Here is a 24,367-nt window from a genome sequence, read left to right as displayed (position 1 = left end):
GTCGGCCTCTTAGGAGTGCAACGATGAGCACCGCCACCGAAACCGCCCCCGAAGGGGTTCACGACGACCACGGCGAGCATGACGACCACGAACACGGCCTGAGCGACTTCGGCTACATCAAGGTCGCCCTGCTGCTGGCTGTGCTCACCGCAGCGGAAGTCATGACGTACTTCGTGGACTTCGGTCCGGTGGAGGTTCCGGGACTCCTCATCTTGATGGTGGCGAAGTTCTGGATCGTCGTCGCGTACTTCATGCACCTGCGATTCGACAACAAGCTCTTCACTTGGCTCTTCGTGGGCGGCTTGGTGCTCGCGGTCGCCGTCTACGCGGCGTTTGCCACGTCGATGGTGTTCTGGACCGACCCCGCCGGCTGCGACCTCAGCCCCAACGCGACCTGCTGATCGTCGTCCAGCGACACGGTTCCTGAGTACAGCCGCCTCGTCAGACGCGGTTGAGCCGCTCTATCGCCGAAGCGGTGTAGTCGCCATGGGGCCCGTCGTGGCTGAACACGTACGCGTTCGTGCGGTTCGCATCGCCCGCCACTGCAATCACGAACTTCGACGGCTCGGACACGATCGGCACCAGCCGGTCAGGATCCTCTGAGATTGCGAACTGCGGCGGCAGCTTGCCGGCGGCGACGATGTCGGTGAGCCGGGGACGACCCGCCGTCAGGTTTGTCCATTCGCCGATGAGCTTCTCGAAGCGCCACGCCGGGATGCGGGCGTGTTCGAACAAGGCCTCAGCCAAGCGCGCCTTGGTCCACCCTGCCGCAGCGCAGGTGCGTGCCAGGATTGGCGACAGCACCAGCAACGGCCGGTAGTGCAGGTGGCCAAGGCCGTACAGGTGGCCGAGATCCCAGCCGGTGATGCGAGCCAGTCCGTCGCCCAGGTAGGGCACGATCTCGTTCGGTGTCGAGCCGAACACGCTGCCGACGATCGCGCCGCTGTTGAAACGGGCCATGGTCAGCACGTCGTCGTCGGGGCCGAAGTCGAACTCGGAACTGACGGGTTTCCAGCCGATGTCAGCCAGCGTCGCGGCGTCCTCGCACAGCACGACCCGGAATGTGTTCCCGAAGGTGGACTTGTCGTGTTCGGTTGCGGTGAAGCCGAATACGTTGCGCTGGTAAAGCCGCAGCCACCGTCCGACGCTGGTGTTGGCGCGCACACCGTCGCGCAGCGCGCCGACACCGGAGTTGAAGCCGAGTTCTGCCGCCCGCGGACCGTTGAGGATCATCAGCGCATCGGCGCCGGTGGTGTTGCCGGAGTGCTCGGCACCGTAGTGCGGGTCGGCCAGGATGCGCGCAGCGGCGAGCAACACCGGAAGGTGCCGCGGCTCGCAGCCCGCCATGACGGCGTTGGTCGCCACCGACCACACGGTCATGGCACGGCCGGTCGTGCGAGCGAGGCCCAGCGATTGCTGCGGATCGAGGCCAGAGCCAGCCAGGAATGCCTCGACACGGTCGCGTGTCGGCGGCACGATCGGCAGGCCGTCGGACCAGCCTCGGCTGGCGAAGACGTCGTTGATCTCGTCTATGGATCCGCTGGCCACCGTGTCGTAGGGAGCTGTGTCGTCAGGCGCTGGGTCGTAGGGGAGCGGATCGCCCTGGGAGGCCGCGCCGTTCGTGCCGTTGCTGGCCGCCGACTCGCCGGTGAGCCCCTCGATGACTGCGTCGACGGTGTGAGAAATGAAGTTGGCCGCCATCTCGGCGGCGGACTGGGCATCGACGTGCCCCACGGTGAGGGCCACTGGCAGTTCGTCGAAGCCGTGTCCTCGCGCGGTGGCGATGGCTTGGCCGTCGAAGCTCTCGCACACGACCGAGACCGATGGCACCCCGGCGGCCTCGGCCACCACTGATGCCCGCGCCACGGCGGGCGTGCAGCTGCCTCAGCAGCCCATGCCCGACACCACCGCATCCACCGCTCGTGAACGCAGCGAATCGGGCAGGCGGTCGATCACAGCGGCTTCATCGGGGCCGTGGGTGTTGCCGAACGTGTCGTAGCCGATGAACTCCACGTTCTCGTAACGGTTGGCGAGCTCGCGCTCGAGGATCGGGAACAACTCGTCGCCCCGGAACAGGTAGTCCCACAGGAACCCGATGCGTTTGCCGGCCAGCGTGTCGAGCCGCGGCGCCAGTTCCCGGTGTTCGATTCCCGAATGGGATCCAGGCCAGACGACGTCGTAGGAGGGTTCCATGGATGTCCCTTCGCAGTGGGTGAATGCCACAGTTTGCAGTGTGGCTCGCGTCGCTGGGTAGCTTCACCCGGCGTGATCGATCTTCGGCGGCTCCGTGACGACGCTGCGTATCGCGACGGCGCGATTCGCAAGAGCGCCGAGCCCAGTCTCATCGACGAAGTGCTCGCGGCCGACGAGACGTGGCGGTCGGTGACCCATCAGGCCGAGCAGGCGCGTGCCGCCCAGAATGCCGCCTCGCGCGAGATCGGCCGTGCGGCACCCGACGATCGCCCGGCCAAGATCGCCGAGGCGGGGCGCCTCTCCGAAGAGGTGGAACGCCTTGAGACCGAAGAGCGCGCAGCCGCGCAGCGTCGCACCGAATTGGCGCTGCGGGCTCCGAACCCTGCGGCGGCCGATGTGCCCCCGGGTGGCGAGGAGGATTTCGAGACGGTGCACGAGGTGGGGGAGTGCGGCGAGCCGCCTGCCCACGATCACGCCGAGATCGGAGCGTTGGCCGGCCTCGTCGACTCGGAGAGCGGGGCCCGCAACAGCGGCTCGCGGTTCGCCTACCTCAAGGGCGCCGCAGTGCGGTTGGAGTTCGCCCTCGTGCAGTGGACGATGGACTTGCTGGAGCGAGACGGCTTCGTCCCGGTCGCGCCGCCGGTGCTCGTACGCGAGGAGATGATGATCGAGGCCGGGTTCTTCCCCGCAGACCGTCACCAGGTGTACGAGATCGCCGGCGACGATCTGTTTCTCATCGGGACATCTGAGGTTGCGTTGGCTGGCCTGCACCGGGGCGAGCGCTTGGCCCGGGCTGAGCTGCCGCTGCGTTATGCCGGGTTCTCGTCGTGCTTCCGCCGCGAGGCCGGCACCTATGGCAAGGACACCCGCGGCATCTTCCGGGTGCACCAGTTCGACAAGGTCGAGATGTTCTCGTTCTGCGATCCGGACACCAGCTGGGACGAGCTGGAGGCACTGCGAGCCATCCAGGAGGAGATCGTCGGCTCGCTCGATCTGCCCTACCGGGTCATCAACGTGGCGGCCGGCGACCTAGGGGCAGCAGCGGCCAAGAAGTACGACCTCGAGGTCTGGCTGCCATCGGAGCGGGCGTACCGCGAGGTCACGTCGTGTTCGAACTACACCGACTACTCGGCTCGTCGCCTTGGCACCCGCTGGATTGATGACGACGGCACTGGCCTGGTCCACACGCTCAACGGCACGGCCTGCGCCATCGGCCGCACCCTCGTGTTCATCATGGAGAACCACCAGCGCCCCGACGGTTCCATTGCCGTGCCTGAGGTGCTGCACCCCTGGCTCAACTTCACCGAGATCGGTGCGCCGGCCTGAGGCTCCGACCAGCGGCAACCGTCAGGGAATCTTGGCCACGAACCACATGGGATCGCCCTCCGATGGCGTGACCGATGCAATCACGAAGTCGCGGCCCACAGCGATTTTGACGCTGACTGGCTGCGTCTCGAGCTCGAACGCGTCCATCGCGTCCTGCCAGTTCCAGTCGACGCCGTTATTCGACCAACCCATCCACTTTGTTCTTGACGCATCCCCGTAGTGGAAGTGACGTGCGCGCATCGCCCCCGACACGACGGACAGATCCTCCATGGTGAACGTGACCAGATCCTCCCCGGTATCAGGCGCTTCGAATGTCACTTGGTACGCCTGATCGGCGCCGGTCTCGCGAACCCCGGACGGTGTCTTCCCGGAGTACGCATCAGCCCACACATACACGGGCGCATTCTCGGCGCTATCCCACAGCGTTATGCCCCCCATGGGTTCGCCAAGGCGCAACTCGTAGATCCCCTTCGCGACCGTTCCAAAGGGACTGCCGACGGCGTTGACGGGGTCGATGCCGAACAGCAACCGGAACTCTTCGACGGGTTCTGCTACTGCAGCGAATCCTGCTCGCCCGGCGTGAATTCCCGGGCCGGACACATGTGAGAACTGGATGCCGTCGAGCGTGGCCACGGGGGTTGGCGCTTGACCGCACCGCATCTTGGTCAGCACGTTGCGAAAATGGACTTCCGAGAGCACGGCCCAGGCTTCGCCATTGGCGTCGATTCCCGAAAGCGGGAAGCCGAAGTTCGGGCTGGCCGGGTACAGCTCGCCCCACTCGCGAGCATCCGGTGATGCGAGGTAGCGCCATCCGCCTGGTTCGTCGCGATCAACAGCGACAACGAAACCGTCTCTAGTCGCCACTCCGTGGGCCGATCCGCTGTTCAGCTCAGATGCGACTTCGAGACCGTACTGATCGCCTGCGTACAGACGGATGTAGCCGAGGTGATTGGCGTCGATGTGCTCCCAACGACCAATGATTTCCTTCTCCCGGTCGGCCAGGTCGAGATCTTCAAGAGAGAGCTCGACGTGCACGTAGTTGCCCTCCGCATCCGAAGACCGGACCAGTGCCATCACCGTGTCTTCCCGGAAACCGCCGAAGACAACATCGTCACCGGGTTCGGCAAGGCCATGTTCGACGAACGGATCGCGCACTTGCATTTCGGGCCGTACGACGGACATGAGCACAATGCGGTTTCCCGACACCATGAGATCGACCGTGGCGATGTGCTTGTCCCGGAAGAGGGGCGGTGTCTGTGGATCGATGGGTACCTCAGTCCAGGTCGCGCCCCGATCGTCGGAAACGACCACGCGGTCAAGATCAAACCGGTTCTCGTCACCGACCTCGTCACCGAGTGCGCGTCCGGCGATCACCCAGCGATTGCCAGAGACACCGATGTGCTGGGGCTGGACGTTTGGCGGTAGGGCGAGTTCTTCCCAGTCTGTGCCGTTCGATGTCACCAGCAATCGTCGGCGTCCGCCGTCGTTCACCCTGACGAAAACGAGTCCGTCTGGCGCGGTCATGAAAGCCGAGACGAGGTTGGTGCGCCACAGGGTGCCATCGTCTCGCATTCGAGTTCGGTAGAACTGATCGACTGGTGGATCGATCTGCGTCCACTGCAGCGCTGGTTCGGGTGACAGGGTTTGGCGCATTCCTGCTGGGGCGGCGGATTCGATCGATCCGGCTGGAGTCTCTACACCGCAAGATCTTGGCCCCGAATCGAAGAATTGGAATGCATCGTCGCCTGCGGCCAACACGGTGGCACCGATGAAGACGGCGACGACGATGAACGCGGCCACGATCATCCGCAGGCGCGACGGCCGCCGCTGTGTACTTGGCGGATCTGTGGCGCCACTGGACGTCCCATCAGCGGTGGCGTCGGCCATGCGGTCGAGACTAGATGCGCCCTCTTGGATGGTTGATGCGCGCTAGACGAGCGTGAGACCGGTGTAGGCGGCCGCGGTTGCGCCCGTGATCGTCAGCGAGACGTAGCCGAGCGCCAGCACAGGGCTGGCCCTGCTGAGTCGTGCACTTTCTCCGAAGATGCCCGACACGGTGGTGAGAGCACCGAGACCCGCGGTGCCAACGATGGTTGCGGCGGCGCCCGAGGTGCCTGCGAACAGGCCCAGGACGAAGGCGCCCGCGATGTTGACCAGCAGCGTCCCGCCCGGCCCGAGCGCAGTGCTCGTTCGCCAGCGCAGCACGGTGCCTGCAGCCGCTGCGACGCTGAAGCCGACGATGACCGCGACCGTCGTCATGGCCGTGCCCGCTGGACGAGAACTACCGCTCGGCCTGTAATGAATGCCCCGGTGCAGGCTGCAACCGTCAGGCCGAGCCATGCACCGGCACTCCCGACCCGACCGTCGTCGAGCAGCCGGGCCAGCTGAAGTGCGAGCGCAGACATGCTGGTCAATGCCCCGCAGAAACCGGCCGTCAGCCAGGGTGATGGCGCAGCAGGGCTTCGGGGAGTGCTGCGGGAGCCCAGCCGAGGGTGACCTTGGGCATGTGACCGTCCGGCGCGAGCTACAGCCCATCCGATGAGGCCGCAGCCCACGACGTTGACCACGAGCAGAGCCCAGTCGTCATGAATCTGTGTGGCCACAGCCCACCTGCCCGCGGCACCGACGATGCCGGCGACAGCGACTGTCCATGCGATGCGGCGTCGCATCGGGAATCCCTCAGCCGGCGAGCGACGGTTCGGGCACCAGCTCGCGACTATCGCCTGCCAGGCCGTCGGTGGGCGACCATGCGCGAGCTGCCGCTGCCAGGCCTTCGATGAGCGCTTCGTGATGGGGTACCCGGCCGGACCCTCGGAATCCCGTCCACATCGGGCTCTTGCCGCGGATGCGTGGGGGCAGCTCGATCTGCACGCCGCCTTCGCGGGGCAGGTTACAAGGGTTGCGCGGATGCTGGCCCGCCAGGGAGCGGGGGATGTCGTCGAGACGGTGAAGGATCTCGTAGTGCGGCAGCCGCCCGATCAAGTGCACGGCGACGTGGGACGCCAGCGTGCGATTGCGGCCGCCCAGCAGCACCGCTCGCAGCAGGCGGGGGCTGCCGAAGCCATGGACGGCGACCACCACGTCGACATGGTCGAGGAACTGGCGCAGCACCGGAGAGTCAGTTGGGTCGAAGCAGTGGCTGGGCAGGTGCCACTGGTCGTCGGGGCCTTGAAGGCAGGCATACACCGAGGCGCCGCTGCGTTCGGCGGCCGCCGTGGCGATGTCGTCGGTGACCTCCTCAAGCCATCCGCCATGGAAAGCCATGAAGCCGAAGCGCGAGCGCAGCTGCAGCACCTCGGTCACGCCAGGCCGACCCAGCAATTCGGCGAAGGGCCGCTCGGCGTCGAGAAGCGTGCGGTCCTTCAGGTGCAGTGCCACGGTGGCTCAGTTCAGCATCTCGGCGGCACTGCCTGCTTGGTCCGTCCCAGACAGCTCATCGACGTCAGATGTCGCTGTCTCAGCGCTGTCGCCACGACCCGTCATCAGCATGGCCATGCCACCGACTGCAAGCACGATGCTCATGACAAGGCCCAGTCGCACGCCGCCCACAGAGGCGACCCAGTTGCTCAGGCTGCTGCTCCAGCGCTCGACGGTCACCACGAGTCCGTCTCCGCTGCGGTCAGTCAAATCGTTGATCCAGTACCAGATCGTGAAGGCACCTGCTGCAATCATCAGCACCGCGGCGATGTTGTCGGTGTGGCGCATCAGCACGCGCAGCTTGCCGAGCAGCCAGCCGCGAGCCAGCGCCAGGCTGACTGCCAACGAGGTGAGCACCATCCCCATGCCCAGCGCATAGAGCACGAACGACACGATTCCGCCCACGAAGCTGTCGTTGCCAGCCGATGCGGTAACCACGACCAGGAACGTCGCCAGCCCGCACGACACTGAGGCCACGGCGTAGCTGACGCCGAACAGGAACAGCGAGCGCACATCCCGACCGGAGGCTCCTCGCTCGAATTTTGGCAGATACGCCGTCAAGCGGAATCCGGCGAGCATCGCGACGCCGAGTGCGATTAGCGCCACGCCGATGACGATGGCTGCCCATGGCACGTAGTCGCGCAGGGCGCTCAGCCCGGCCGACAGCGCGATGCCGACGATGCCGAACACTGCGACGATGCCGGTGGTGACGACGGCGCCGGTGGCCAGCGCCCGCCCGACGCCGGCGCGGGAACTGCCTTCGGAGGCTCGGCGGTCGATCCCCAAGAAGAACGACAGGTAGGCAGGCAGCATCGCGAAGCCGCACGGGTTGACCGTTGCGACGATGCCGGCCGTAAAGGCGAAGGTGAGGCGTGCGCCGTTCACAAGCGGTTCCTGCGCGGGAGAGACCCGACTGGTGTCACTTCTGCCATCCGACTCATCATTGCGCCCCTCACGGCATCCTCATAGCCCGAAGTGCTCTTCGGCTCGGCTGGTGATGTCGTCGAGGGTCAACAGGCCGCTGTGAGTCTCGAGAATCTCACCGTTGGGGGAGACAAAGACCGTTGTGGGCATGCCCAGTCCGCCGAAGTCGATGAACAACTCGCCCTCGTCGAGCCCAGTGGGATAGGTCACGCCGCGTTCGGCCACCGTGGCGACGGCATCTTCGAGCCGGTCGTTGGCCGCGAGGCCCAGCACCGCAACCGTGGCCCCGTGGGTATTCCAGAAGCGTTCGAAGTCGGGCATCTCGGTCACACACGGCGCACACCACGACGCGAAGAAATTCACGATGAGCGGGCAGCCCGCATAGCCGGCGAACGCTGCCGGTCGTTCATCGAGCGTCACGAAATCCAAGGCGTGAACACCGCCCAGGCTCGAGTCGACACTGTGTTGCGAGGGATCGATGTCACTGCACGCCGGAGGCGATTCCGCCGCGGCGGCCACGGTCGAAGGGGATTCAGTCGCGTCGAGCGCAGCTCCCTCGAAGATGGCTGAGTCGTCCGGGCCGGTCCGATCGGTGTCGTCCCCGGTATCGCCGCTTTCCACCTCGGCTTCCATCGCTACCAGCGAGGTCATCGCGGGCCGAGCGCCGCCCGCGAGCAGGAACACCGTTGCACCCAGCGCGTACGCACTAAGCACGCCAAACAAGATTCCGCGCCATTGGTTCTTGATGAAGAGGCCGATTCCCCGCTTGGAGCGATAGCGGAATGGTGCTGCGAGCAAACGTGTCAGTCTTGTGCGCCAACGCGGCTGCGGACGTGACTCCATGCAGCGGCGAGGCTACTTGCGCTTGTTGAGGCGCCAGTTTCAGGACAGGTGACCGTGGGGCCACTCAGTCAGCAGCCGTAATCGCCGCCGCCTGACGGCCCGCCCCGGGGCTGCCAGCCGCCCATTTCGGGCAACCTCAGGCCACCGGGGCAGGCCGTGTCCGATGGGCCTGTCAGGGGACAGGCCGTCTCGAGGACGCGCCTGAGCGGGGGAAGACTCAGGCGCGAACCAGGTCGGGAGGCAGTGGCACCTCCTCGATGATCAGCTGCGGCCGCGGCCGTTTGGGCGGTCTGCCGCGTGGGCGTTTGTCTCTGCAGACTTGGCCGTTCTCGAAGAGCTCGCCGCCCCACACGCCCCATGGCTCGTGGCGCGCCTTGGCGGCCTCGAAGCACTCGTTCATCACTGGGCAGGCCGAGCAGATGGCCTTGGCCCGAGCGATCTCGTAGAAGTCCTCCGAGAAGAACAGCGGCGTCAGGGTTCCCACGAGGTCGCGGCAGCGGCCCCGAGCGCGCCAGGCCTCATTGGTGAGGCTCGGTGGGTTGTCGATGATGAGTTCCAGCATGTGTGTGCTCCTCTGTGATGCCGGCTTGGTGTGGTGGTCTTCGCGCTTGCGCCGAGAACGCAGAACGGCCGCCGGGTTGTCCCGGCGGCCGTTCGGAGAGTTCTGGTGTCTCAGTGGACTACATCAGACACTCCGAAGGCCGCAGGCGGTGGCGCTTGATGGGTGGCGTCGGGTGGGTACCGAAAACGCGCACGGCGTGCCGGAACACCGTCGGCATGGGGCCCGTCGCAGTGCGGCCGCAGATGGCCATGCCGCGCTCGCGGCACCACATGACGGGCTGCTGGCCGCAGCGCGCGCCGAGTGCAGGCACCCGTACGCAGCCGTTGCAGGCACGCGCCGTGCTGTAGGTGCCGAAGTCGGACATCCGGAGATCCAATCGAGCCAAAGGTCGGGGCAGGTGATCAGCTGCGGTCACCCGACGATACGCCGCAGCGCCGCCAAGAGCACCACTTCGCTGCGGGTCGTGTCAAGTTATTTTTGGCCCGTGGCGCAAGACTGCCCGCGCGGAGCGGGGCTTCGCCGTGCGCGGGCGCTCAGCTGAACTCGTATTCGAGGACGTCGTCGGGCCGGCGGGAAACGTTGACTTCGCCGATGTAGCGGAGGTGCTCGAGGTGGGCGAACGTCTCTGACTCGGCCATAGGACCCCACGAGCGCTCCTTGAACAGCTGCTTCATGAAGTCCTGCACGGGCGCACGTCCGAGCCGGTCAGATGAGGAGCGAAGCAGGTCCAGGCGCTCGTTGTGGTGGCGCTTGATGTCGTCAACGCGACCCGCGAGATCAGTGAAGGGCTGGCCGTGAGCCGGCAAGCCGATCGTGACGCCGTCGAAGGTGGCGACTCGATCGAGGCTGGAGAAGAAATCCTTCAGCGGATCACGCGCCGTCGTGATGCCTGAGATGTGTGGTGTGATCGTCGGCAGCACATGGTCGCCGCAGATCATCAGCCCACCCTCAGGATCGAACAGGCACAGATGGTCGATGGTGTGCCCGGGCGTGTGGATCGTTACGAATTCGCGCCGCGCCAGCTTGATGCGGTCGGCGTCCTCCACGCGATGGGTGGGATGCGGCGTGGCGAACCAGCGACCGCCCCAGCCGTTGCGCATCGCGAAGTACCCGACCTTGGCGCCCAGCGGCATCTTGTAGTGCTGACCGCCCCAAGGCGTGGGTCCGCCCGGACCGGTATCGCGACCGCTGTACACCGGGTCGGCGACAAGTTCGTTGTTCTCGCCGTCGGACGACACCGCTTCGAGCGCTTCTTCGTCCTCATCGGCCGTGTCCCACCACAGCCGGAACCGTCGATGGGTCACCAGGTCCGCGCCGAACTCGCGAGCGAAACGCCCCGCTGCTCCGAAGTGGTCCGGGTGGCTGTGGGTGACGATGATCGAGTGGACTCTCTCGGGCGGAACTTCGGCTTGGGCCAGCCCTGCCATCAGTGCCTTCCAGTTCGCCGGACCGGGCAGACCCGGATCGACGAGGGCGGCACCGCGGTCGTCGTCGAGGATGTAGCAGTTGACGTGCCCGAGGCCCGGCATCGTCATGGGCAGCTGCAGCCGGCGTACGTCCGGTGCGACCTCAGTGATTTTGCCGTCGGGCGGCAGCTGCTCCTCGCGGGTGGGGCGCGACACGGGCTGCAGGCTAGCGAACCCCTCGAACCTTCTAACGAGCGTTCGATTCTGGGTCAGGGCCCGGTGTCAGGTCCGGCAACTGATCCGGCGGCAGGCTCGGTCACGTCCGACATCAGCCACTGCTCGCGGTAGAAGCGAAGCTCGTCAATGCTCTCAAGCACATCGTCGAGGGCCCGATGCTTGGTGGTGCCGGCACGGGACCTGCTCAGATCGGCCCACGCCTCGGCGACCTCAGGCCGCCAGCGCTTGGCGAGCTCCTTGACCGACGACACGTCGATGACCCGATAGTGCAGGTGCTCTTCCAGCGTCGGCATGTACTGGTCCAAGAAGCGGCGGTCGGTCCCGATCGAGTTGCCGCACAGCGGCGCTGTGCGGGGCTCGGGAACGTGCTCGGTCACGAACGCGAGTGTGCGTTCTTGCGCTTCGGCCACGGTGAGCTGCGAAGCCCCGATCTCATCGAGCAGCCCGGTGGCCGTGTGCATCTTGTGCACCTCAGGGTCCATCGCGTCCACATCTGCCTGCGGCGCTCCGATCACCAGCGACGGGCCCGCGGCAACGACGGTGAGCGAGTCATCGGTGATGACCGTCGCGATCTCCACGATGCGATGGCGGCGATGATCCAGCCCGGTCATCTCGAGGTCTAGCCAGACCAGCACGGCTGCATCGTAGGCACGACGGAGGGTGCTGGCCGTTCTAGCGTGCAGGTGATGAAGGGCCTGTCTCGCACGAGACTGTCGCGCCGGAGCCCGGGGCGACGGCTCACGTCGTCCGGTCTTGAGCCCAGCGAGCGGCTCCTTGCAGGCCTCGCTGTCCTCTTCATCATCTTGGTGGCCGGCACGACGGGCTATGTGTTGCTGGGGCTCGACGTGCTGGACGCGCTCTACCAGACGGTCATCACGATCTCGACGGTCGGCTACGGCGACCCCGAAAACGTGGGCGGCCGGTACCAGCTGTTCACGATCGGCCTCATCCTGCTCGGCACCGGCACCTCGCTGTACACGATTGGTGTCGTCATCGAGATGCTGTTCGAGGGACGGCTCGACGACCAGTTCAGGAGGCGGCGCATGCAGCGCTCCATCGACAATCTCTCCAGTCATTCGGTCATCTGCGGCTATGGCCAAGTAGGCCGGGCAATTGCTGCGGCTATGGACGACGGCGGCACAGAAGTCGTGGTCATCGACCGGGATCCCGACATCAGCGATGAGGGTCGCTTTCTCGTACTCGGCGATGCCACGAACGATCGCATCCTGCGTGACGCGGGCATCGAGCGCGCTAAGTCGATGGTGCTGGCGCTCGATTCCGACGTCGACAATCTCTACGTTGCTCTGAGTGCCCGGTCGCTGTGCCCGGGGCTGTTCATCGTGGCCCGGGCGAACTCGGCGGGTGCGGTGCCGAAGCTGCACCAGGCAGGAGCGAACCGCGTGATCAACCCGCACCAGATTGGCGGTTCGCGCATGGCCGCGATCGCCTTGCGACCTGGCGTGGCCGGTTACTTCGAAGAAGTCCTCCGCCGGACCGACCAGGACGTACGTCTGCTCGAGCACCGAATTCCCGAGGGCAGCCGCTTCGTGGGCCGGCCCCTGTCAGAACTCCAGCTGAGCCAGCGCACGGGCTGCGGCATGCTGGCACTCCATCGTGGCGGCCGCTGGCTCACCAACCCCCAAGGTGGCCATCAGCTCGCGGTGAACGACGAGCTTGTCGTGCTGGGCACGGACGAGCAGCTCAGCTTGGCGCTTGCGTTGTTTGAGAACGAATCGCCGCCAGGCGCCTGACGGTCACGTCGGCCGCGCATCGACCTTCCAAGCACCCGGCCCAGCGCGCTCGGCAAACGATGCTGGCTCAATCGGCTTGGCTCAATCGGCCACGAGGTGCAGCCCCCGGCGGGCCTGCTCGATGCGCTCGTAGCTCTCGCTGTCTGCGAGGTAGCGACGCTTCGCAAGCCGTGCCCGAGCGCGCCGCCGCCGGGCCTTCGCCGCATCGGCATCGACAGCGATACTCCTGGTGGCAATCGCGGAGGCGAACACACGGGCGTGCGGCCCCCGTGCCGCGTGACGAGTCGGTGTCTTCGTGTCGGGATCGACCTCGAACTCGAACTGCGAGACATCGAACAGCGTGAGCGGCGGCTGCGTCGGTGGCTTCGTCGTCATGGCGTCATGACTACTGAGGGGGTGTGACGGTCATGACGGCAGGGACCGCGGGTAGCTTCAGCGTCCCGAGTGTCCGAAGCCTCCGAGACCCCGCTCGGTCTCGTCGAGTGCGTCCACCTCGTCCCATTCGGCCCTCTCGATGCGCTGGATGACTAGCTGCGCGATCCGATCGCCGCGCTGGATCTCGTACGGCTCGGTGGGATCGGTATTCAGCAGCAACACGCGCAGCTCATCGCGGTAGCCGCTGTCGATCAGGCCGGGCGAGTTCACGCATGTGACCCCGTGCCGCAACGCCAGCCCGCTTCGGGGCTGCACGAAACCCGCATAACCGGGCGGGATCGCCACGGCAATGCCCGTCGGGACCATGGCCCGGCCCCCGCCCGGGGCGAGCGTGACCGTCTCAGCGGCAAGCAGGTCGCATCCCGCGTCACCCGGCTTCGCATAGGCCGGCAACGGAAGGTCCGGGTCGAGGCGTCGTATCGGCACAGCCACCACGGCGAGCACTGTAGGTGAGGCTCCAGCTACTGCCGTGGTCGTTGCGGTAGGCCGCCCGGGGCTCGAACCCGGCACCTTGGGATTAAAAGTCCCCTGCTCTACCCGATGAGCTAGCGGCCCGACGTCCGCAGGCACCGATGCGGCGCTCCGGCACTCGTGTCGAGGCTACTGGCGAGGATTCTCGCTCTAGCCTGACGTCGGTGCCCGAAGAGTCGTCTCCACTGGTCTCTGCGCAAACTTCGCCGACGGGGTCGGAGCTGCTGAACGACGCTGAGCTCGACGCCATGGAGGACGACCTGGCACGAGCTGAACGGACCTTGGGCCTGCTGGCGGACGCCGATGTCGACCCCGCAGCTGCAACGGCCTGGCTTGTTGAGCGCTGACGACAGATCGCGAGCGCGGGCCGAAGCAAATGGGCGCAGCTACTCGATCATGAGGTCGACGTCGGAGGACACCAGCTCGACTCTGTTGCGGGGCTCGAGCTGATCCCACGACCACTTCGCATCTGCAGCGGCTCCGTCAAGCCAGAACCATCGTCCTGCCAGGTTCGGCACCCGCTCGTCGCCGAGACCGACGCGGGCATCGATGGTCTTGAGCACGCCGGCGTGTCCGACGAGCAGCACCCGGCCGCAGACCGACAGGTGTCGCTGCAGCGTCGGCAGCAGACGTCGGGCAATGCTGTCTTCTGACTCGAAACCGGGCGGCCACCGCCGGGCAGCGACGTCGCCCGGCCAGCCCTCGTCGATCTCGGCCCGGGTGAGGCCCTCCCAGGGACCCGCGCTGCGCTCACGCAATGATTCGTTTGCCACGACGTCGCTGACGCCGAGCTGCTTCGCGATGATCTCGGCGGTCCGGCGTGCCCGCTGCAGGTCGCTGGACACGATGAGGTCGAATGTCGGCAGATCGAAGGCCCCTCGACCGGTGTGCAGGTCGCGACCACCCATCACGGGGGTGCGCCAACTGTCGTCCGCAGCTGCGAGCGCTGTTGCCAGGGCGTCGGCGGCAATCTCCGCTTGCCGTTCTCCGAGACCTGTCAGAGGTGGGTCGGCCTGCCCCTGCCAGCGGCCGCGCAGATTCCACTCGGACTGGCCATGGCGCACCGCCAGCAACTCTGAATGCTGTGTCACGGCGCCTGACCGTAGCGGGCCGTCAGAGAGACGATCGGTAGCATCGCGGCGATGCCGACGGTGACGATCCGCTTTTTTGCGGGGGCACGCGAGGCGGCCGGCGTCGGCAGCACCCAGACCGAGGCGTCATCGGTCGCCGACGCGCTCGACTGGGCCAAGGCGAACTTCGGCGAAGGTTTCAGCGCCGTATTGGCCGCCAGCCGCGTCTGGCTGAACGGCGAACCTGCAGATCCCGAGTCGCGTCTCAGCGCCGGCGACGAGATCGCCGTTCTGCCGCCGGTGTCGGGCGGTTGAGCGGCGGCGGCACGGTGGCGACGCCTCCCCGAGCACCGGCGCACATCCCGGCAGCCGTGCTGTGGATCGGTCCCGCAGCGGCCTTACGTGACGCCAGTATCGGTGCGGGAATCCTGTGGTACGCCGCGCAAGTGGCAGCCATCTGGGCAGGGGCGTTGACGTTTGGGCTGTTCATGACGGCGATTGCCGTGCTTGGTGGCTGGCAAGCAGCGAGCGTTCGCGGCCGCGCCGACGCAATGTCCCAGCCGCACGGCGATGACACACCTGCCGCGCCGGCCACGCTCGAGGTGAACCATCGATTGCCGGCTGCCGCGCTCGCTGGTGCAGTTGGATTCGCGGGCGTCCTCGACACGCGGCTCGCGGGCGCGGTGCTCGGAGCGGCGGTCATTGCCAGCTTCATCGTGGTCGGGGCGTTGCGAGCCAGCCGCGGCAGCGCCGGCGCGACCGCCAGAGAACATGCACTGCCACCGGCTGTTCTGGCTCGTGCAGGGCTGTTGATTCGCACCTGGATGCACGTCGGGGTCGCCGCCGCGTGCTCGGCAGCGATTGCTCGGTACTCGCTCGGTGCGACCCTGGTGCTGGTAACTGCTGCAGCTGCCTACGACGCGGGCGCTCACCTCACAGCGGCGGGGCGGCCACCGGGAGTGCGGGGCCCGTTTGTGGGACTGGTCGCAGCCGTGATCACCATCTTTGCGCTGACCGGTCTGAGCGTGCCGCCGTTCGCACCCTCTGACGTCATCGAGTTCGGTGTGCTTGCCGCGCTGACACTGGCGATCGGACCCGCCGTAGCCCGGCCCATGACGGCCTTCGCGGCGCGGCCGCGGCGCCGGCTGGCGGATTCGCCGAACTCCGCGAACCAAGCACCGGCCGATTCCCGAGCAGGCCAGCGCCCCCGAGCGCGTGAACGGGCGTGGCTGCGACTGAGTGGGGAGTGGGCAGTGCGCAGGATCGATTCGCTGAGCGTGACCGCGCTGGTTTGGATGTGGGGGCTGGGTCTGCTTGCCATCTGAGCATTCGAATCGGCGCGAACCGGGCGAGACCGCTGACACTGCCGACCCGTTCGTGCTGGACGGGCGATCTGCGTAGCGTTGTCAGCTGTGGCCCCCACCGCATCGGACGATTCCGGGTATCCGGCGACTCGGCTACCCCGCAGCGATGCCCCGGATCGGCGGGCATCTCGCGAACCTGGACGCGTCTCATCGGTAGCGGTGCTGTGCATGCACACCTCGCCGTTGCACCAACCCGGCAGCGGCGATGGCGGCGGTTTGAACGTCTACGTGCGTGAACTCACCGCGGCGTTGGCGCATCTCGGCGTCGAGTGTGACATCTACACCCGGCGCACCGATCCGTCACAGCCCGATGCGGTGGATGTGGAACCCGGTGTGCGCGTCACCCATGTCGATGCTGGCGCTCCCTCGCTCGACAAGGACGACCTGCCAGCGGTGGTCGCAACGTTTGTTGACCAAATCGCCGAGCATCTCGTTCGTCGACCGGTCGACGCCATCCACGCGCACTACTGGCTGAGTGGCATGGCGGGACACGAATTGAAGCATCGCCTCGACGTGCCCCTCGCGGTCACCTTTCACACATTGGGGCGCGTCAAGACGAGCACCGGTGATGCCGAACCGCGCCACCGCGGCGATGCGGAACAGCGCATCATCGACTGTGCCGACGCCGTGTTCACCTCGGGAGACGCCGAGGCCAGCCAGCTGCAGTCGCTGTACGACGTTCCGTTTGAACGGGTCCATGTGCTGACCCCCGGCGTAAACAGGGCCATGTTCGCGCCCGGTCAGCGCCACGCGGCGCGGGCGGCGATCGGGCTTCCGCCCGGACCGGTGCTCTTGTTCGTCGGCCGTCTCCAGCCGCTCAAGGGCGCCGAACTGGCCGTTGAGACCCTTGCAGCCACAAGAGTCGCTTCTTCCGAAGGAGCCCAGGCCCAGCTGGTCATCGTGGGAGGACCCAGCGGTCCGCAAGGCGAGTCCACGCTGGCTCGGTTGAGGGCCATGGCTGACGATCTGTCGGTCGCTGACCATGTGCGGTTCGTCGAGCCGCTCCCGCATCACCTGCTGTCGACCTACTACCGAGCAGCCGATGTGTGCCTGGTGCCGAGCCGCTCGGAATCGTTCGGCCTGGTTGCGCTCGAGGCCGCTGCCTGCGGGACACCCGTGGTCGCGTCCGATGTGGGCGGCCTGCGCGACAACGTCGTCGAGAGCCAGACCGGGTATCTCATCGCCGGCCGTGACGCCGACGCGTACGCCCGCCGGGTCACCGATATCCTCACCGATCCGCTGCTGGCGCTGCACCTCGGCGATGCCGGCTCTCGCCGCGCGGAACGCTTCAGCTGGCGCGCGAGCGCGACTGCGGCTCTCGAAGCACTTGACACCGCGGCGCGCCGCGAACTCGTTGCCTGCGTGTGAGTCATCCGGGCACCAACTCATGACCCGTTGCCCGGCCACCGACGCCGAACTTGATCAGCTCGAAGCTCGCATGGATGCCTGGCTGGCGCAGTGGGCTCGCTCACAGGCCGAAGGCACTCCCGACGAGCGCCCCATGTTGATTGACGTGACCCGGGACGATGCAGTGCCGCGCCGCTGGTACATGCGCCTGGCCGGGGAGTCCCGCGACGTGATTGCCATTTGGCTGACGCTGCGTCAACGCACGTTGGCCTACGAGTCCTACGTGCTCCCAGCTCCTCCGCAGCGACCAGACCAGGTGGCCGACTTCGTCCTGCGCCGCAATTACGCGCTTGTGGGCGCCCAGTACGGCATCGGCCCCGAAGATGCGCTGTACCTGACGGGTGAGCTGCCGACGCATTGCGTCGACGAGGACGAATTGGATCGGATCGTCGGATCGCTCTGGGCGTACATCGAGCGCGATTTCACGACGCTGCTTCGCCTGGGCTTCCAGAAGTAGATCCCGAAATTCATTTGACGACTTTCATTGTCTTCTGATTGATTCAGTGCTTGCCGGGGCATTCGCCAGCAGGCATGCAGGGAAGTGCCCCACTCACGGCGAGTGCCCCGGCACGGTGCGTTCAGTCGCCTCGCGAGATCCCGAGGCTTGCCCGAGCCCGACACTTGACGGTGACGACATCGGAAGCCTCGGCGGAAGAGGTTCTGATGCGGTCCGGTACCGTGACCGCATGGCTGAGGTGGTCGAACTGCTCATCGTGGGCGGCGGCAAGATGGGCGAGGCGCTGCTCGGCGGACTGCTCGCGGCCGGTCGCAGCGCTGAGACAATCTGCGTAGCCGAAGCGATCTCGGCTCGCCGGGAGGAACTGGCGGGCCGCTACGGCGTGTCGACCTCGGACGACGTCGTGGCTTCTGCCGGCGTCATTCTGGCGACGAAACCCGACGTGATCCCGGCTGTCGCGGGTGCCGTCACTGCCGTCGGCACCGACCGCATCCTCTCGATTGCCGCCGGGGTCACTCTGAGGTCACTGGGCAATGCTGCTGGCAGCGGCACTCCCATCGTGCGTGCGATGCCCAATACGCCTGCGCTGGTGTCGCAAGGTGCGGCGGCAATCTGCGGAAACGACCAGGCAACCGATGCGGACTTCGCATGGGCCAGCGAGATCCTCGGCTCTGTGGGCAGCGTCGTGCGAGTTTCCGAGCACTTGATGGACGCCGTCACTGGCCTGTCTGGCTCCGGTCCGGCGTACGTGTTCCTTGTCGTCGAGGCGATGATCGAAGCGGGCGTGCTCATGGGCCTGACCCGCCCGGTGGCGACCGAGCTGGCCAACCAGACCTTGCTGGGCGCCGCGACGTTGCTGGCCGAAGGGCGTTCGCCTGCCGACCTGCGGGCCGACGTGACCTCGCCTGGCGGCACGACCGCGGCCGGGCTCCGCGAACTGGAACGCCATGGCGTACGGGCCGCGTTTGCTGCGGCCGTCGAGGCGGCGACCCGCCGGTCGGCCGAACTCGGCAAAGCGTGATCGAAGGCCGAACGAGGACCGGCGAGTTGAGATGACGGGCTTCGACACCGTCACCTGCCTGAGCGATCTGGGTACCGCAGACGAGTCGGTGGGCGTCATCCATTCGATCCTGCGCCAGGCCGCGCCTCACGCGGCTGTCATCGACCTGTGCCACAAGATCGACCCGGGCGACACGCGCACGGCAGCGCTGATGCTGGTGCGCAGCGTGCAGCATCTCGCCCCGGGCGTTGTGCTGGCATCGGTGGGTCGGCGACTGGACCGACCCGCAATAGCGGTATCGGTCGGCGGCGGTCAGTCGATGCTGGTCGGCCCTGACAATGGCGTGCTGGCTGCAGCCACTGCAGCGGTGGGCGGCGCGGACGCAGCGGTCCGGATCTCCGACGACGGCGACGCGGACCACCAAGCGGTGCTGCACCCGGCCCGTGACGTGCTTGCACCCGCAGCGGGCCGGCTCGCAGCAGGGGAGCCCATCGAGGCGCTGGGATCACCGGTCGACCCGGCGTCGTTGCTGCCCTCGCTGGTTGCCGTGCCACGCATCTCCGACGACGGCTCGGTGGCCGCAGAGGTCCTCGCGGTGACGCGCTGGGGCACGGTGCAGCTCAACGTGGACCGCGACACGCTGGCACCCCTCGGCCAGCAGCTCGTCGCGGAATGGATTGCCAGCGCCAGCGTCGGGGTTTCGGCGGCGGCCAACTCCCAATCGGTCGAGCTGGCTGAGCCGGGCACCGCAGGCACGGGCAGCCTTGCACTGTCGGATGATCCCTACGGCCTGCTCGAGCTCACCGTCGCGGGCGGGAGCGCACACCATCTCGGCTTCGATGTGGGAACCGAAGTGCGTCTGCGGAGGGTGACATGAGACCCCGCACCGCCCTCGTGCTGGCCATGCTCGCTGCACTCATCCTGCTCACGGCCACGATCCGGTTGGTCTTTTTCTTTGCCTGAGCGCTTCAAATCCATATTTCTTACGCGACATTTGCCCGATCGCGTGGAAACGGGGTGTCTGATCGGCGAGACTGTGCAGGCCGCATTCCCGACCCCGGGGTAGTCCTCGTGTCCATCGTTGTCATGGGCGTGAGCCACCGCAGCGCACCTCTCGAATTGTTGGAGCGGTGCACGGTTGCCACCGCCGACGTGCCGAAACGACTTGGTGATCTCGCCGGCTGCCCCAATGTCAGCGAAGCCGTTGTGGTGTCCACCTGCAACCGCACCGAGGCCTACGTCGTTGCCGAGAAGTTCCATGCGGCCTTCGGCGAACTGCGCGACTTCTTCTGCACGCTGTCGGGCGCGGCGCCCGCCGAGCTGTCCGACCATCTCTATGTCCTCTACGACGACGACGCAGCGCGGCACCTCTTCCGTGTGGCCAGCGGCTTGGAATCGGCGGTGCTCGGCGAGCACGAGATCTTGGGTCAGGTGCGCACTGCGTGGGACACGGCGCGTGCTGAGGGCACCGCAGGCACGGTGCTCAACCAGCTGTTCCGTCACGGCATCAGCGCCGGCAAGCGCGCACGCACCGAGACCGGGATCGCACGGGGCACCGCTTCGGTCAGTCACGCAGCGGTCAGCATGGCCATCGAGTACCTCGGCACGCTCGAGGGCTGCCGGGTGCTCGTCGTGGGTGCGGGCGAGATGGCCGAGGGCATGATCGTTGCCGTCGCGGCCGCGGGCCCGGCCGCGGTGCAGGTGGCAAATCGAACCTCGTCGCACGCCGAGTCCCTGGCCGCGCGTGTCGGCGGTCACCATCTGCCGCTCGGGAACCTCGAAGACGCCCTCGTCGAGGTCGATCTGCTGCTGACCTCGACCGGAGCGACGTCGGTCATCGTCGACCACGCCAGCGTGGGAGAGGTCATCGAGCGACGTGCCGGACGCCCCCTGCTGATCGTCGACATTGCCGTGCCACGCGATGTCGACCCGGCCGTGGCTCGCATTCCGGGTGTCACCCTGCTCGACATGGACGACCTGTCACGCTTCGCCGACGCGGGCCAGATCGGCAGGCAAGCGGAGGTGGCGGCGGTCGAGTCCATCCTGGCCGCCGAGACGGAGCGATTCTCTGGGGACCGCACCGCCCGGGAGATGGCGCCGCTCATCGAAGCGCTGCGCGGCAAGGCAGAAGCGGTGCGCCAGCGAGAAATCGAACGTGCGCTGGCCGCGCACCCCGAAATCGACGACGACGCTCGCGAAGCGCTCGAACGTGCGACAACGGCCCTCGTCAACAAGCTGCTGCATCAGCCCACCGTCGCCCTTCGGTCTGCGGCGGGCAAGGCCAAGGGCGACCGGCTCGCCGACTCGGTGCGCGACCTGTTCGATCTGTAGAACCTGAACGCGTGAGGATCGCGACACGATCGAGCCCGCTGGCACTATGGCAGGCGCGCGCCGTCGCGACAGCGCTGACGGCAGCCGGATCATCCCCTTCCGACATCGAGCTGGTGCCGGTCTCGACGAGCGGCGATCTGGATCTGTCCACACCAATCTCGCAGATGTCCGGTCAGGGTGTCTTTGTGACCGAGGTGCAGACGGCGGTGCTCGATGGACGGGCCGACGTGGCGGTGCACAGTGCGAAGGACATGCGCTCAGAGCCGACCCCGGGCTTGACGCTGGCGGGCTGTCTTGGCCGAGGCGACGTGCGCGATGCGCTCGTGGGTCTGGCTCTCGACGCGATTCCCCGAGGGGGAGTCGTCGCGACCGGATCACAACGACGCGAGTGCCAACTGGCGGCGCTGCGGCCCGATCTGCGTTTCGCCGGCCTGCGCGGGAACATGGCCCGCCGCATCGCCGCCGCGGAAAATCCAGACATCGACGCCGTGATCGTTGCCGCAGTGGCGCTGGAGCGTCTCGGCGAGTCACACCGCATTGCGCAGCGATTCAGTCCCGATGAGCTCGTTCCCCAAGTCGGGCAGGGCGCCATCGCAATCGAGCATCGGGACGGCGACGTTGCCACCGCTGCCGCAGTTGCGGGGATCATCGACCAGATCACAACACGTTGCGTGCATGCAGAACGCTCCTTTCTGCGAACGCTCGGCGGTGGTTGCGAGCTGCCCACCGGGGCCTACGCCACCACCGGCGCTGACGGGAGCATCGAGATGACGGCACTGCTGGCAACACCCGACCACTCCGAGATTGCGCGCGCCTCTGGCAATGACCTCGACGGCGAGGCGCTCGGCGATGCGCTCGCACGCGAGCTGCTCGCTCGGACAGGGACAAGCGGTGACTGAGAAGCGTCTCGACGTGCTGGCCGACCGCACGGTCGTCGTGACGCGGGCGTCGCACCAGGCCAGCGGGTTGGTTGAAGTCCTGCGCCGTCACGGCGCACGTCCGGTGGTTGCCCCAGCCATAGCGGTGGTGCCGCCGCTCGATGGCGGCCAGCCGCTCGACGACGCTCTGCTGAGGCTCGAGCAATTCAGCTGGGTCGCTTTCACGTCACCGAATGCGGTCGCAGCAACGCTCGCCCGTGCCGATCGTCGCGGTGTGCGGAAGCGCTTCGCACGGGTCCGCGTCGCGGCGGTCGGACCCTCGACGGCAGCGCGCATCGAGGCCGAGCTGGACCGTCCGGCCAACCTTGTGCCCGACCGCAACGACGCAGTCGGGCTTGCCGCGGCCTTCGGAGATCCACGCCCGGGCGATGCGTGCTTCGTGCCGCACTCCGCGCAGGCCCGCCCTGAACTCGTCGACGGCTTGACGGCCCGCGGCTGGAATGTCACGGCGGTGAGTGCGTACCGCACGGTCACACCGACGCTGTCGGACCATCTCATTGCCGATGTGGCCACCGCAGATGCGGTGATCTTCGCCTCGCCGTCCGCGGTGGGGGGCCATCTGAGCCAGATCGGCGAGCGAGGGGTCCGCGGCAAGGTGGTCTGCATCGGCGATACCACGGCCGCTGCGTGCGTCGAATCCGGTCTGTCGGTGGCGGCCGTCGCCAGCCGTCCCTCCAACGAAGGTCTCGTCGAAGCAGTCGCGGCGGCCCTGCGCGCTGGTGAGCATCCGGCGAGCTCGTGAGTGCGCCGGCACCCCTACGCTGCGAGCCGTGACGGACCCGCATCCAACGAACGCCGGGTTGTTCGACGCGGCCCGGCGCGTCATTCCGGGCGGCGTCAACTCACCGGTTCGTGCCTTCGGGTCCGTCGGCGGCACGCCCTACTTCGTGGCATCGGCCAGCGGGCCGTACGTGACCGATGCAGAGGGTCGGCGGTACATCGACTTCGTGCAGTCCTACGGGGCGATCATTCTCGGCCATGCCGATCCGGCGGTCACCGAAGCGGTGGCATCTGCCGCGGCGGAGGGCACTGCCTACGGAGCGCCCACGGCGCGCGAGGTGTTGCTGGCCGAGCGCATCGCCAGCGCGGCCCCAGGTGTGGAACAGGTGCGGCTGACCAGCAGCGGAACCGAGGCCACCATGACCGCTGTGCGGCTGGCACGGGGATTCACCGATCGGTCCCGCATCGTCAAGTTCGCTGGCTGCTACCACGGTCACGCTGATTCGCTGCTGGCCGCAGGCGGGAGTGGCGTTGCCACGCTCGGGCTTTCGGGCTCGGCCGGGGTCCCGCCGAGCGCGGTGGCCGACACGGTGGTTGCGCCATACAACGTCGTGCCCGCACTCGACGAGCAGATTGCTGCGGTCGTGGTCGAGCCAGTGGCAGCGAACATGGGCCTGGTGCCGCCGGCGCCAGGCTTCCTGGAGGGCCTGCGGCAGGCCTGCGACGAGGCGGGCGCGCTGCTGATCTTCGACGAGGTCATCACCGGATTCCGTCTCGGCCCTGGCGGCGCGGCCGAGCGGTACGGGGTCGCGCCCGACATCTCGTGCTTCGGCAAGGTCATCGGCGGCGGCTTGCCCATCGGCGCGCTCGGCGCGCGTACCGAGATCATGGAAACGCTGGCGCCGACCGGTCCCGTGTACCAGGCAGGGACACTGTCGGGGAACCCATTGGCGACTGCAGCGGGGCTGGCAGCTCTCGAACAGCTCACGCCGGCGGCCTATGCAGAGCTGGAAGCGCGGGCCAGCCGATTTGCCGACGGCGCGCGCGACGCGCTGGCCGACGCTGGCTTCGATGCCGCGGTGTGCCAGGTCGGCACACTCGTCGGTCTTTACTGCGGCGCGGGGCCCGAACCGGGCTGGGTGCCGGCGGACTACGACGACGCTTGCACCACCGACGAGCAGGCCTATGCACGGCTCCACGCCGAGTTGCTGACACGCGGCGTGGCGTTCGCCCCTGGTGCCTACGAGGCGATCTTCGTCAGCCTCGCCCACACCCCCGACATCATCGAAGAAGCCTTGGCTGCCATCGCCGCTACTGCTACTCCAATCTAGGGTTGGGATCGCAAGCAAATGGACACATTCGAATCAACCGCGTCCAAGTTCGAGTCGTTCATTCGGCAGAATTGGAAGCCCGGTCAAGCTGAGCAGGCAGAAGAATATCTGCAACATGTGATACACAATCTCGAAAGATTAATCATCGGGAGTGTAGTTGGTAGCTTCTGTCGGTACCTAAAGC

Annotated in this window: 28 protein-coding genes and 1 tRNA gene; 14 read left to right on the top strand and 15 right to left on the bottom strand. The window is 67.0% G+C overall.

Annotated elements, in window-relative coordinates:
- The first annotated feature begins 23 nt into the window (after window positions 1-23).
- A complete protein-coding gene (locus ACOCMM_RS00600) occupies window positions 24-401 on the top strand; it encodes a cytochrome C oxidase subunit IV family protein (protein ID WP_419551283.1) in 378 nt (125 codons plus the stop codon).
- A 40-nt stretch (window positions 402-441) separates the two neighbouring features.
- Here ACOCMM_RS00600 and ACOCMM_RS00595 read toward each other — a convergent pair whose 3' ends face one another.
- Entirely contained in the window at window positions 442-2,193 is a 1,752-nt protein-coding gene (locus tag ACOCMM_RS00595; protein WP_419554790.1) for a UGSC family (seleno)protein, read from the bottom strand.
- Window positions 2,194-2,265: 72 nt separating this feature from the next.
- On the opposite strand from ACOCMM_RS00595, the gene serS reads away from it, so the two are divergent.
- Window positions 2,266-3,519, top strand: a complete 1,254-nt coding sequence (gene serS / locus ACOCMM_RS00590) for a serine--tRNA ligase (protein ID WP_419551282.1) — start codon at window positions 2,266-2,268, stop codon at window positions 3,517-3,519.
- Between the two features lie 21 nt (window positions 3,520-3,540).
- On the opposite strand, the gene ACOCMM_RS00585 is transcribed toward serS, so the two are convergent.
- The 10 genes from ACOCMM_RS00585 to orn all read right to left on the bottom strand — a co-directional run bounded on the left by ACOCMM_RS00585 (window position 3,541) and on the right by orn (window position 11,543).
- A complete protein-coding gene (locus tag ACOCMM_RS00585) occupies window positions 3,541-5,406 on the bottom strand; it encodes a hypothetical protein (RefSeq protein ID WP_419551281.1) in 1,866 nt (621 codons plus the stop codon).
- Window positions 5,407-5,448: 42 nt separating this feature from the next.
- Entirely contained in the window at window positions 5,449-5,778 is a 330-nt protein-coding gene (locus ACOCMM_RS00580) for a CrcB family protein (protein ID WP_419551280.1), read from the bottom strand.
- On the bottom strand, window positions 5,775-6,188 hold the full coding sequence (locus tag ACOCMM_RS00575; RefSeq protein WP_419551279.1) for a fluoride efflux transporter FluC: 414 nt from the start codon (window positions 6,186-6,188) through the stop codon (window positions 5,775-5,777). Before ACOCMM_RS00575 ends, ACOCMM_RS00580 begins: the two co-directional genes overlap by 4 nt.
- Before the next feature lie 10 nt (window positions 6,189-6,198).
- The gene (locus ACOCMM_RS00570) at window positions 6,199-6,897 is read right to left on the bottom strand and encodes a poly-gamma-glutamate hydrolase family protein (RefSeq protein WP_419551278.1); all 699 of its coding nucleotides are present in this window, start codon (window positions 6,895-6,897) and stop codon (window positions 6,199-6,201) included.
- A 6-nt stretch (window positions 6,898-6,903) separates the two neighbouring features.
- Window positions 6,904-7,821: a cytochrome c biogenesis CcdA family protein gene (locus ACOCMM_RS00565; protein ID WP_419551277.1), complete on the bottom strand. Its 918-nt coding sequence runs from the start codon at window positions 7,819-7,821 to the stop codon at window positions 6,904-6,906.
- A gap of 78 nt (window positions 7,822-7,899) precedes the next feature.
- Window positions 7,900-8,658 carry a TlpA family protein disulfide reductase gene (locus ACOCMM_RS00560; protein ID WP_419551276.1) on the bottom strand — a complete coding sequence of 253 codons (759 nt, stop codon included), beginning with the start codon at window positions 8,656-8,658 and terminating at the stop codon, window positions 7,900-7,902.
- Between the two features lie 262 nt (window positions 8,659-8,920).
- Complete coding sequence (locus ACOCMM_RS00555; protein WP_419551275.1) at window positions 8,921-9,265, bottom strand: WhiB family transcriptional regulator; 345 nt, start codon at window positions 9,263-9,265, stop codon at window positions 8,921-8,923.
- A gap of 118 nt (window positions 9,266-9,383) precedes the next feature.
- The gene (locus ACOCMM_RS00550) at window positions 9,384-9,629 is read right to left on the bottom strand and encodes a hypothetical protein (protein ID WP_419551274.1); all 246 of its coding nucleotides are present in this window, start codon (window positions 9,627-9,629) and stop codon (window positions 9,384-9,386) included.
- Between the two features lie 169 nt (window positions 9,630-9,798).
- Complete coding sequence (locus ACOCMM_RS00545) at window positions 9,799-10,887, bottom strand: MBL fold metallo-hydrolase (RefSeq protein ID WP_419551273.1); 1,089 nt, start codon at window positions 10,885-10,887, stop codon at window positions 9,799-9,801.
- Window positions 10,888-10,940: 53 nt separating this feature from the next.
- Window positions 10,941-11,543 (bottom strand): oligoribonuclease, encoded by a 603-nt coding sequence (gene orn, locus ACOCMM_RS00540; RefSeq protein ID WP_419551272.1) that lies wholly within the window; start codon window positions 11,541-11,543, stop codon window positions 10,941-10,943.
- A 51-nt stretch (window positions 11,544-11,594) separates the two neighbouring features.
- Between orn and ACOCMM_RS00535 the strand changes: the two genes are divergently transcribed.
- Complete coding sequence (locus ACOCMM_RS00535; protein WP_419551271.1) at window positions 11,595-12,659, top strand: potassium channel family protein; 1,065 nt, start codon at window positions 11,595-11,597, stop codon at window positions 12,657-12,659.
- An 81-nt stretch (window positions 12,660-12,740) separates the two neighbouring features.
- Here ACOCMM_RS00535 and ACOCMM_RS00530 read toward each other — a convergent pair whose 3' ends face one another.
- The 3 genes from ACOCMM_RS00530 to ACOCMM_RS00520 all read right to left on the bottom strand — a co-directional run bounded on the left by ACOCMM_RS00530 (window position 12,741) and on the right by ACOCMM_RS00520 (window position 13,649).
- Window positions 12,741-13,034, bottom strand: a complete 294-nt coding sequence (locus ACOCMM_RS00530; RefSeq protein WP_419551270.1) for a hypothetical protein — start codon at window positions 13,032-13,034, stop codon at window positions 12,741-12,743.
- Window positions 13,035-13,091: 57 nt separating this feature from the next.
- Window positions 13,092-13,529, bottom strand: coding sequence for a dUTP diphosphatase (dut, locus tag ACOCMM_RS00525; RefSeq protein WP_419551269.1), 438 nt, complete (start codon window positions 13,527-13,529; stop codon window positions 13,092-13,094).
- Between the two features lie 47 nt (window positions 13,530-13,576).
- Window positions 13,577-13,649: transfer RNA gene (locus tag ACOCMM_RS00520), tRNA-Lys, on the bottom strand.
- An 80-nt stretch (window positions 13,650-13,729) separates the two neighbouring features.
- Here ACOCMM_RS00520 and ACOCMM_RS00515 point away from each other — a divergent pair.
- Window positions 13,730-13,912, top strand: a complete 183-nt coding sequence (locus ACOCMM_RS00515; protein WP_419551268.1) for a hypothetical protein — start codon at window positions 13,730-13,732, stop codon at window positions 13,910-13,912.
- Window positions 13,913-13,951: 39 nt separating this feature from the next.
- Here the strand turns inward: ACOCMM_RS00515 and ACOCMM_RS00510 are convergent, their stop codons facing one another.
- Window positions 13,952-14,656 carry a histidine phosphatase family protein gene (locus ACOCMM_RS00510; RefSeq protein WP_419551267.1) on the bottom strand — a complete coding sequence of 235 codons (705 nt, stop codon included), beginning with the start codon at window positions 14,654-14,656 and terminating at the stop codon, window positions 13,952-13,954.
- A gap of 51 nt (window positions 14,657-14,707) precedes the next feature.
- Between ACOCMM_RS00510 and ACOCMM_RS00505 the strand changes: the two genes are divergently transcribed.
- The 10 genes from ACOCMM_RS00505 to ACOCMM_RS00460 all read left to right on the top strand — a co-directional run bounded on the left by ACOCMM_RS00505 (window position 14,708) and on the right by ACOCMM_RS00460 (window position 24,183).
- Window positions 14,708-14,950 carry a MoaD/ThiS family protein gene (locus tag ACOCMM_RS00505; RefSeq protein WP_419551266.1) on the top strand — a complete coding sequence of 81 codons (243 nt, stop codon included), beginning with the start codon at window positions 14,708-14,710 and terminating at the stop codon, window positions 14,948-14,950.
- Window positions 14,947-15,960 (top strand): hypothetical protein, encoded by a 1,014-nt coding sequence (locus ACOCMM_RS00500; protein ID WP_419551265.1) that lies wholly within the window; start codon window positions 14,947-14,949, stop codon window positions 15,958-15,960. The genes ACOCMM_RS00505 and ACOCMM_RS00500 overlap by 4 nt, the downstream gene beginning before the upstream one ends.
- Window positions 15,961-16,047: 87 nt before the next feature.
- Window positions 16,048-17,367 (top strand): glycosyltransferase, encoded by a 1,320-nt coding sequence (locus tag ACOCMM_RS00495; protein WP_419551264.1) that lies wholly within the window; start codon window positions 16,048-16,050, stop codon window positions 17,365-17,367.
- A 19-nt stretch (window positions 17,368-17,386) separates the two neighbouring features.
- Window positions 17,387-17,863, top strand: a complete 477-nt coding sequence (locus tag ACOCMM_RS00490) for a YbjN domain-containing protein (RefSeq protein ID WP_419551263.1) — start codon at window positions 17,387-17,389, stop codon at window positions 17,861-17,863.
- A gap of 229 nt (window positions 17,864-18,092) precedes the next feature.
- Window positions 18,093-18,884: a pyrroline-5-carboxylate reductase gene (gene proC / locus ACOCMM_RS00485; RefSeq protein WP_419551262.1), complete on the top strand. Its 792-nt coding sequence runs from the start codon at window positions 18,093-18,095 to the stop codon at window positions 18,882-18,884.
- A gap of 31 nt (window positions 18,885-18,915) precedes the next feature.
- Entirely contained in the window at window positions 18,916-19,740 is an 825-nt protein-coding gene (locus ACOCMM_RS00480) for an SAM-dependent chlorinase/fluorinase (protein WP_419551261.1), read from the top strand.
- A gap of 140 nt (window positions 19,741-19,880) precedes the next feature.
- The gene (locus ACOCMM_RS00475; RefSeq protein ID WP_419551260.1) at window positions 19,881-21,194 is read left to right on the top strand and encodes a glutamyl-tRNA reductase; all 1,314 of its coding nucleotides are present in this window, start codon (window positions 19,881-19,883) and stop codon (window positions 21,192-21,194) included.
- An 11-nt stretch (window positions 21,195-21,205) separates the two neighbouring features.
- Window positions 21,206-22,093: a hydroxymethylbilane synthase gene (gene hemC / locus ACOCMM_RS00470; protein ID WP_419551259.1), complete on the top strand. Its 888-nt coding sequence runs from the start codon at window positions 21,206-21,208 to the stop codon at window positions 22,091-22,093.
- Window positions 22,086-22,874, top strand: a complete 789-nt coding sequence (locus ACOCMM_RS00465) for a uroporphyrinogen-III synthase (RefSeq protein WP_419551258.1) — start codon at window positions 22,086-22,088, stop codon at window positions 22,872-22,874. Before hemC ends, ACOCMM_RS00465 begins: the two co-directional genes overlap by 8 nt.
- A 28-nt stretch (window positions 22,875-22,902) precedes the next feature.
- Entirely contained in the window at window positions 22,903-24,183 is a 1,281-nt protein-coding gene (locus tag ACOCMM_RS00460) for a glutamate-1-semialdehyde 2,1-aminomutase (RefSeq protein WP_419551257.1), read from the top strand.
- Window positions 24,184-24,367 lie beyond the last annotated feature (184 nt).

Source organism: Candidatus Poriferisodalis sp. (genome assembly GCF_965198245.1).
In the GTDB taxonomy this organism is placed as follows: Bacteria; Actinomycetota; Acidimicrobiia; order Acidimicrobiales; family Poriferisodalaceae; genus Poriferisodalis.
Note: the sequence above shows the minus strand (reverse complement) of the source record. Positions and strands in the feature narration are given on the sequence as shown.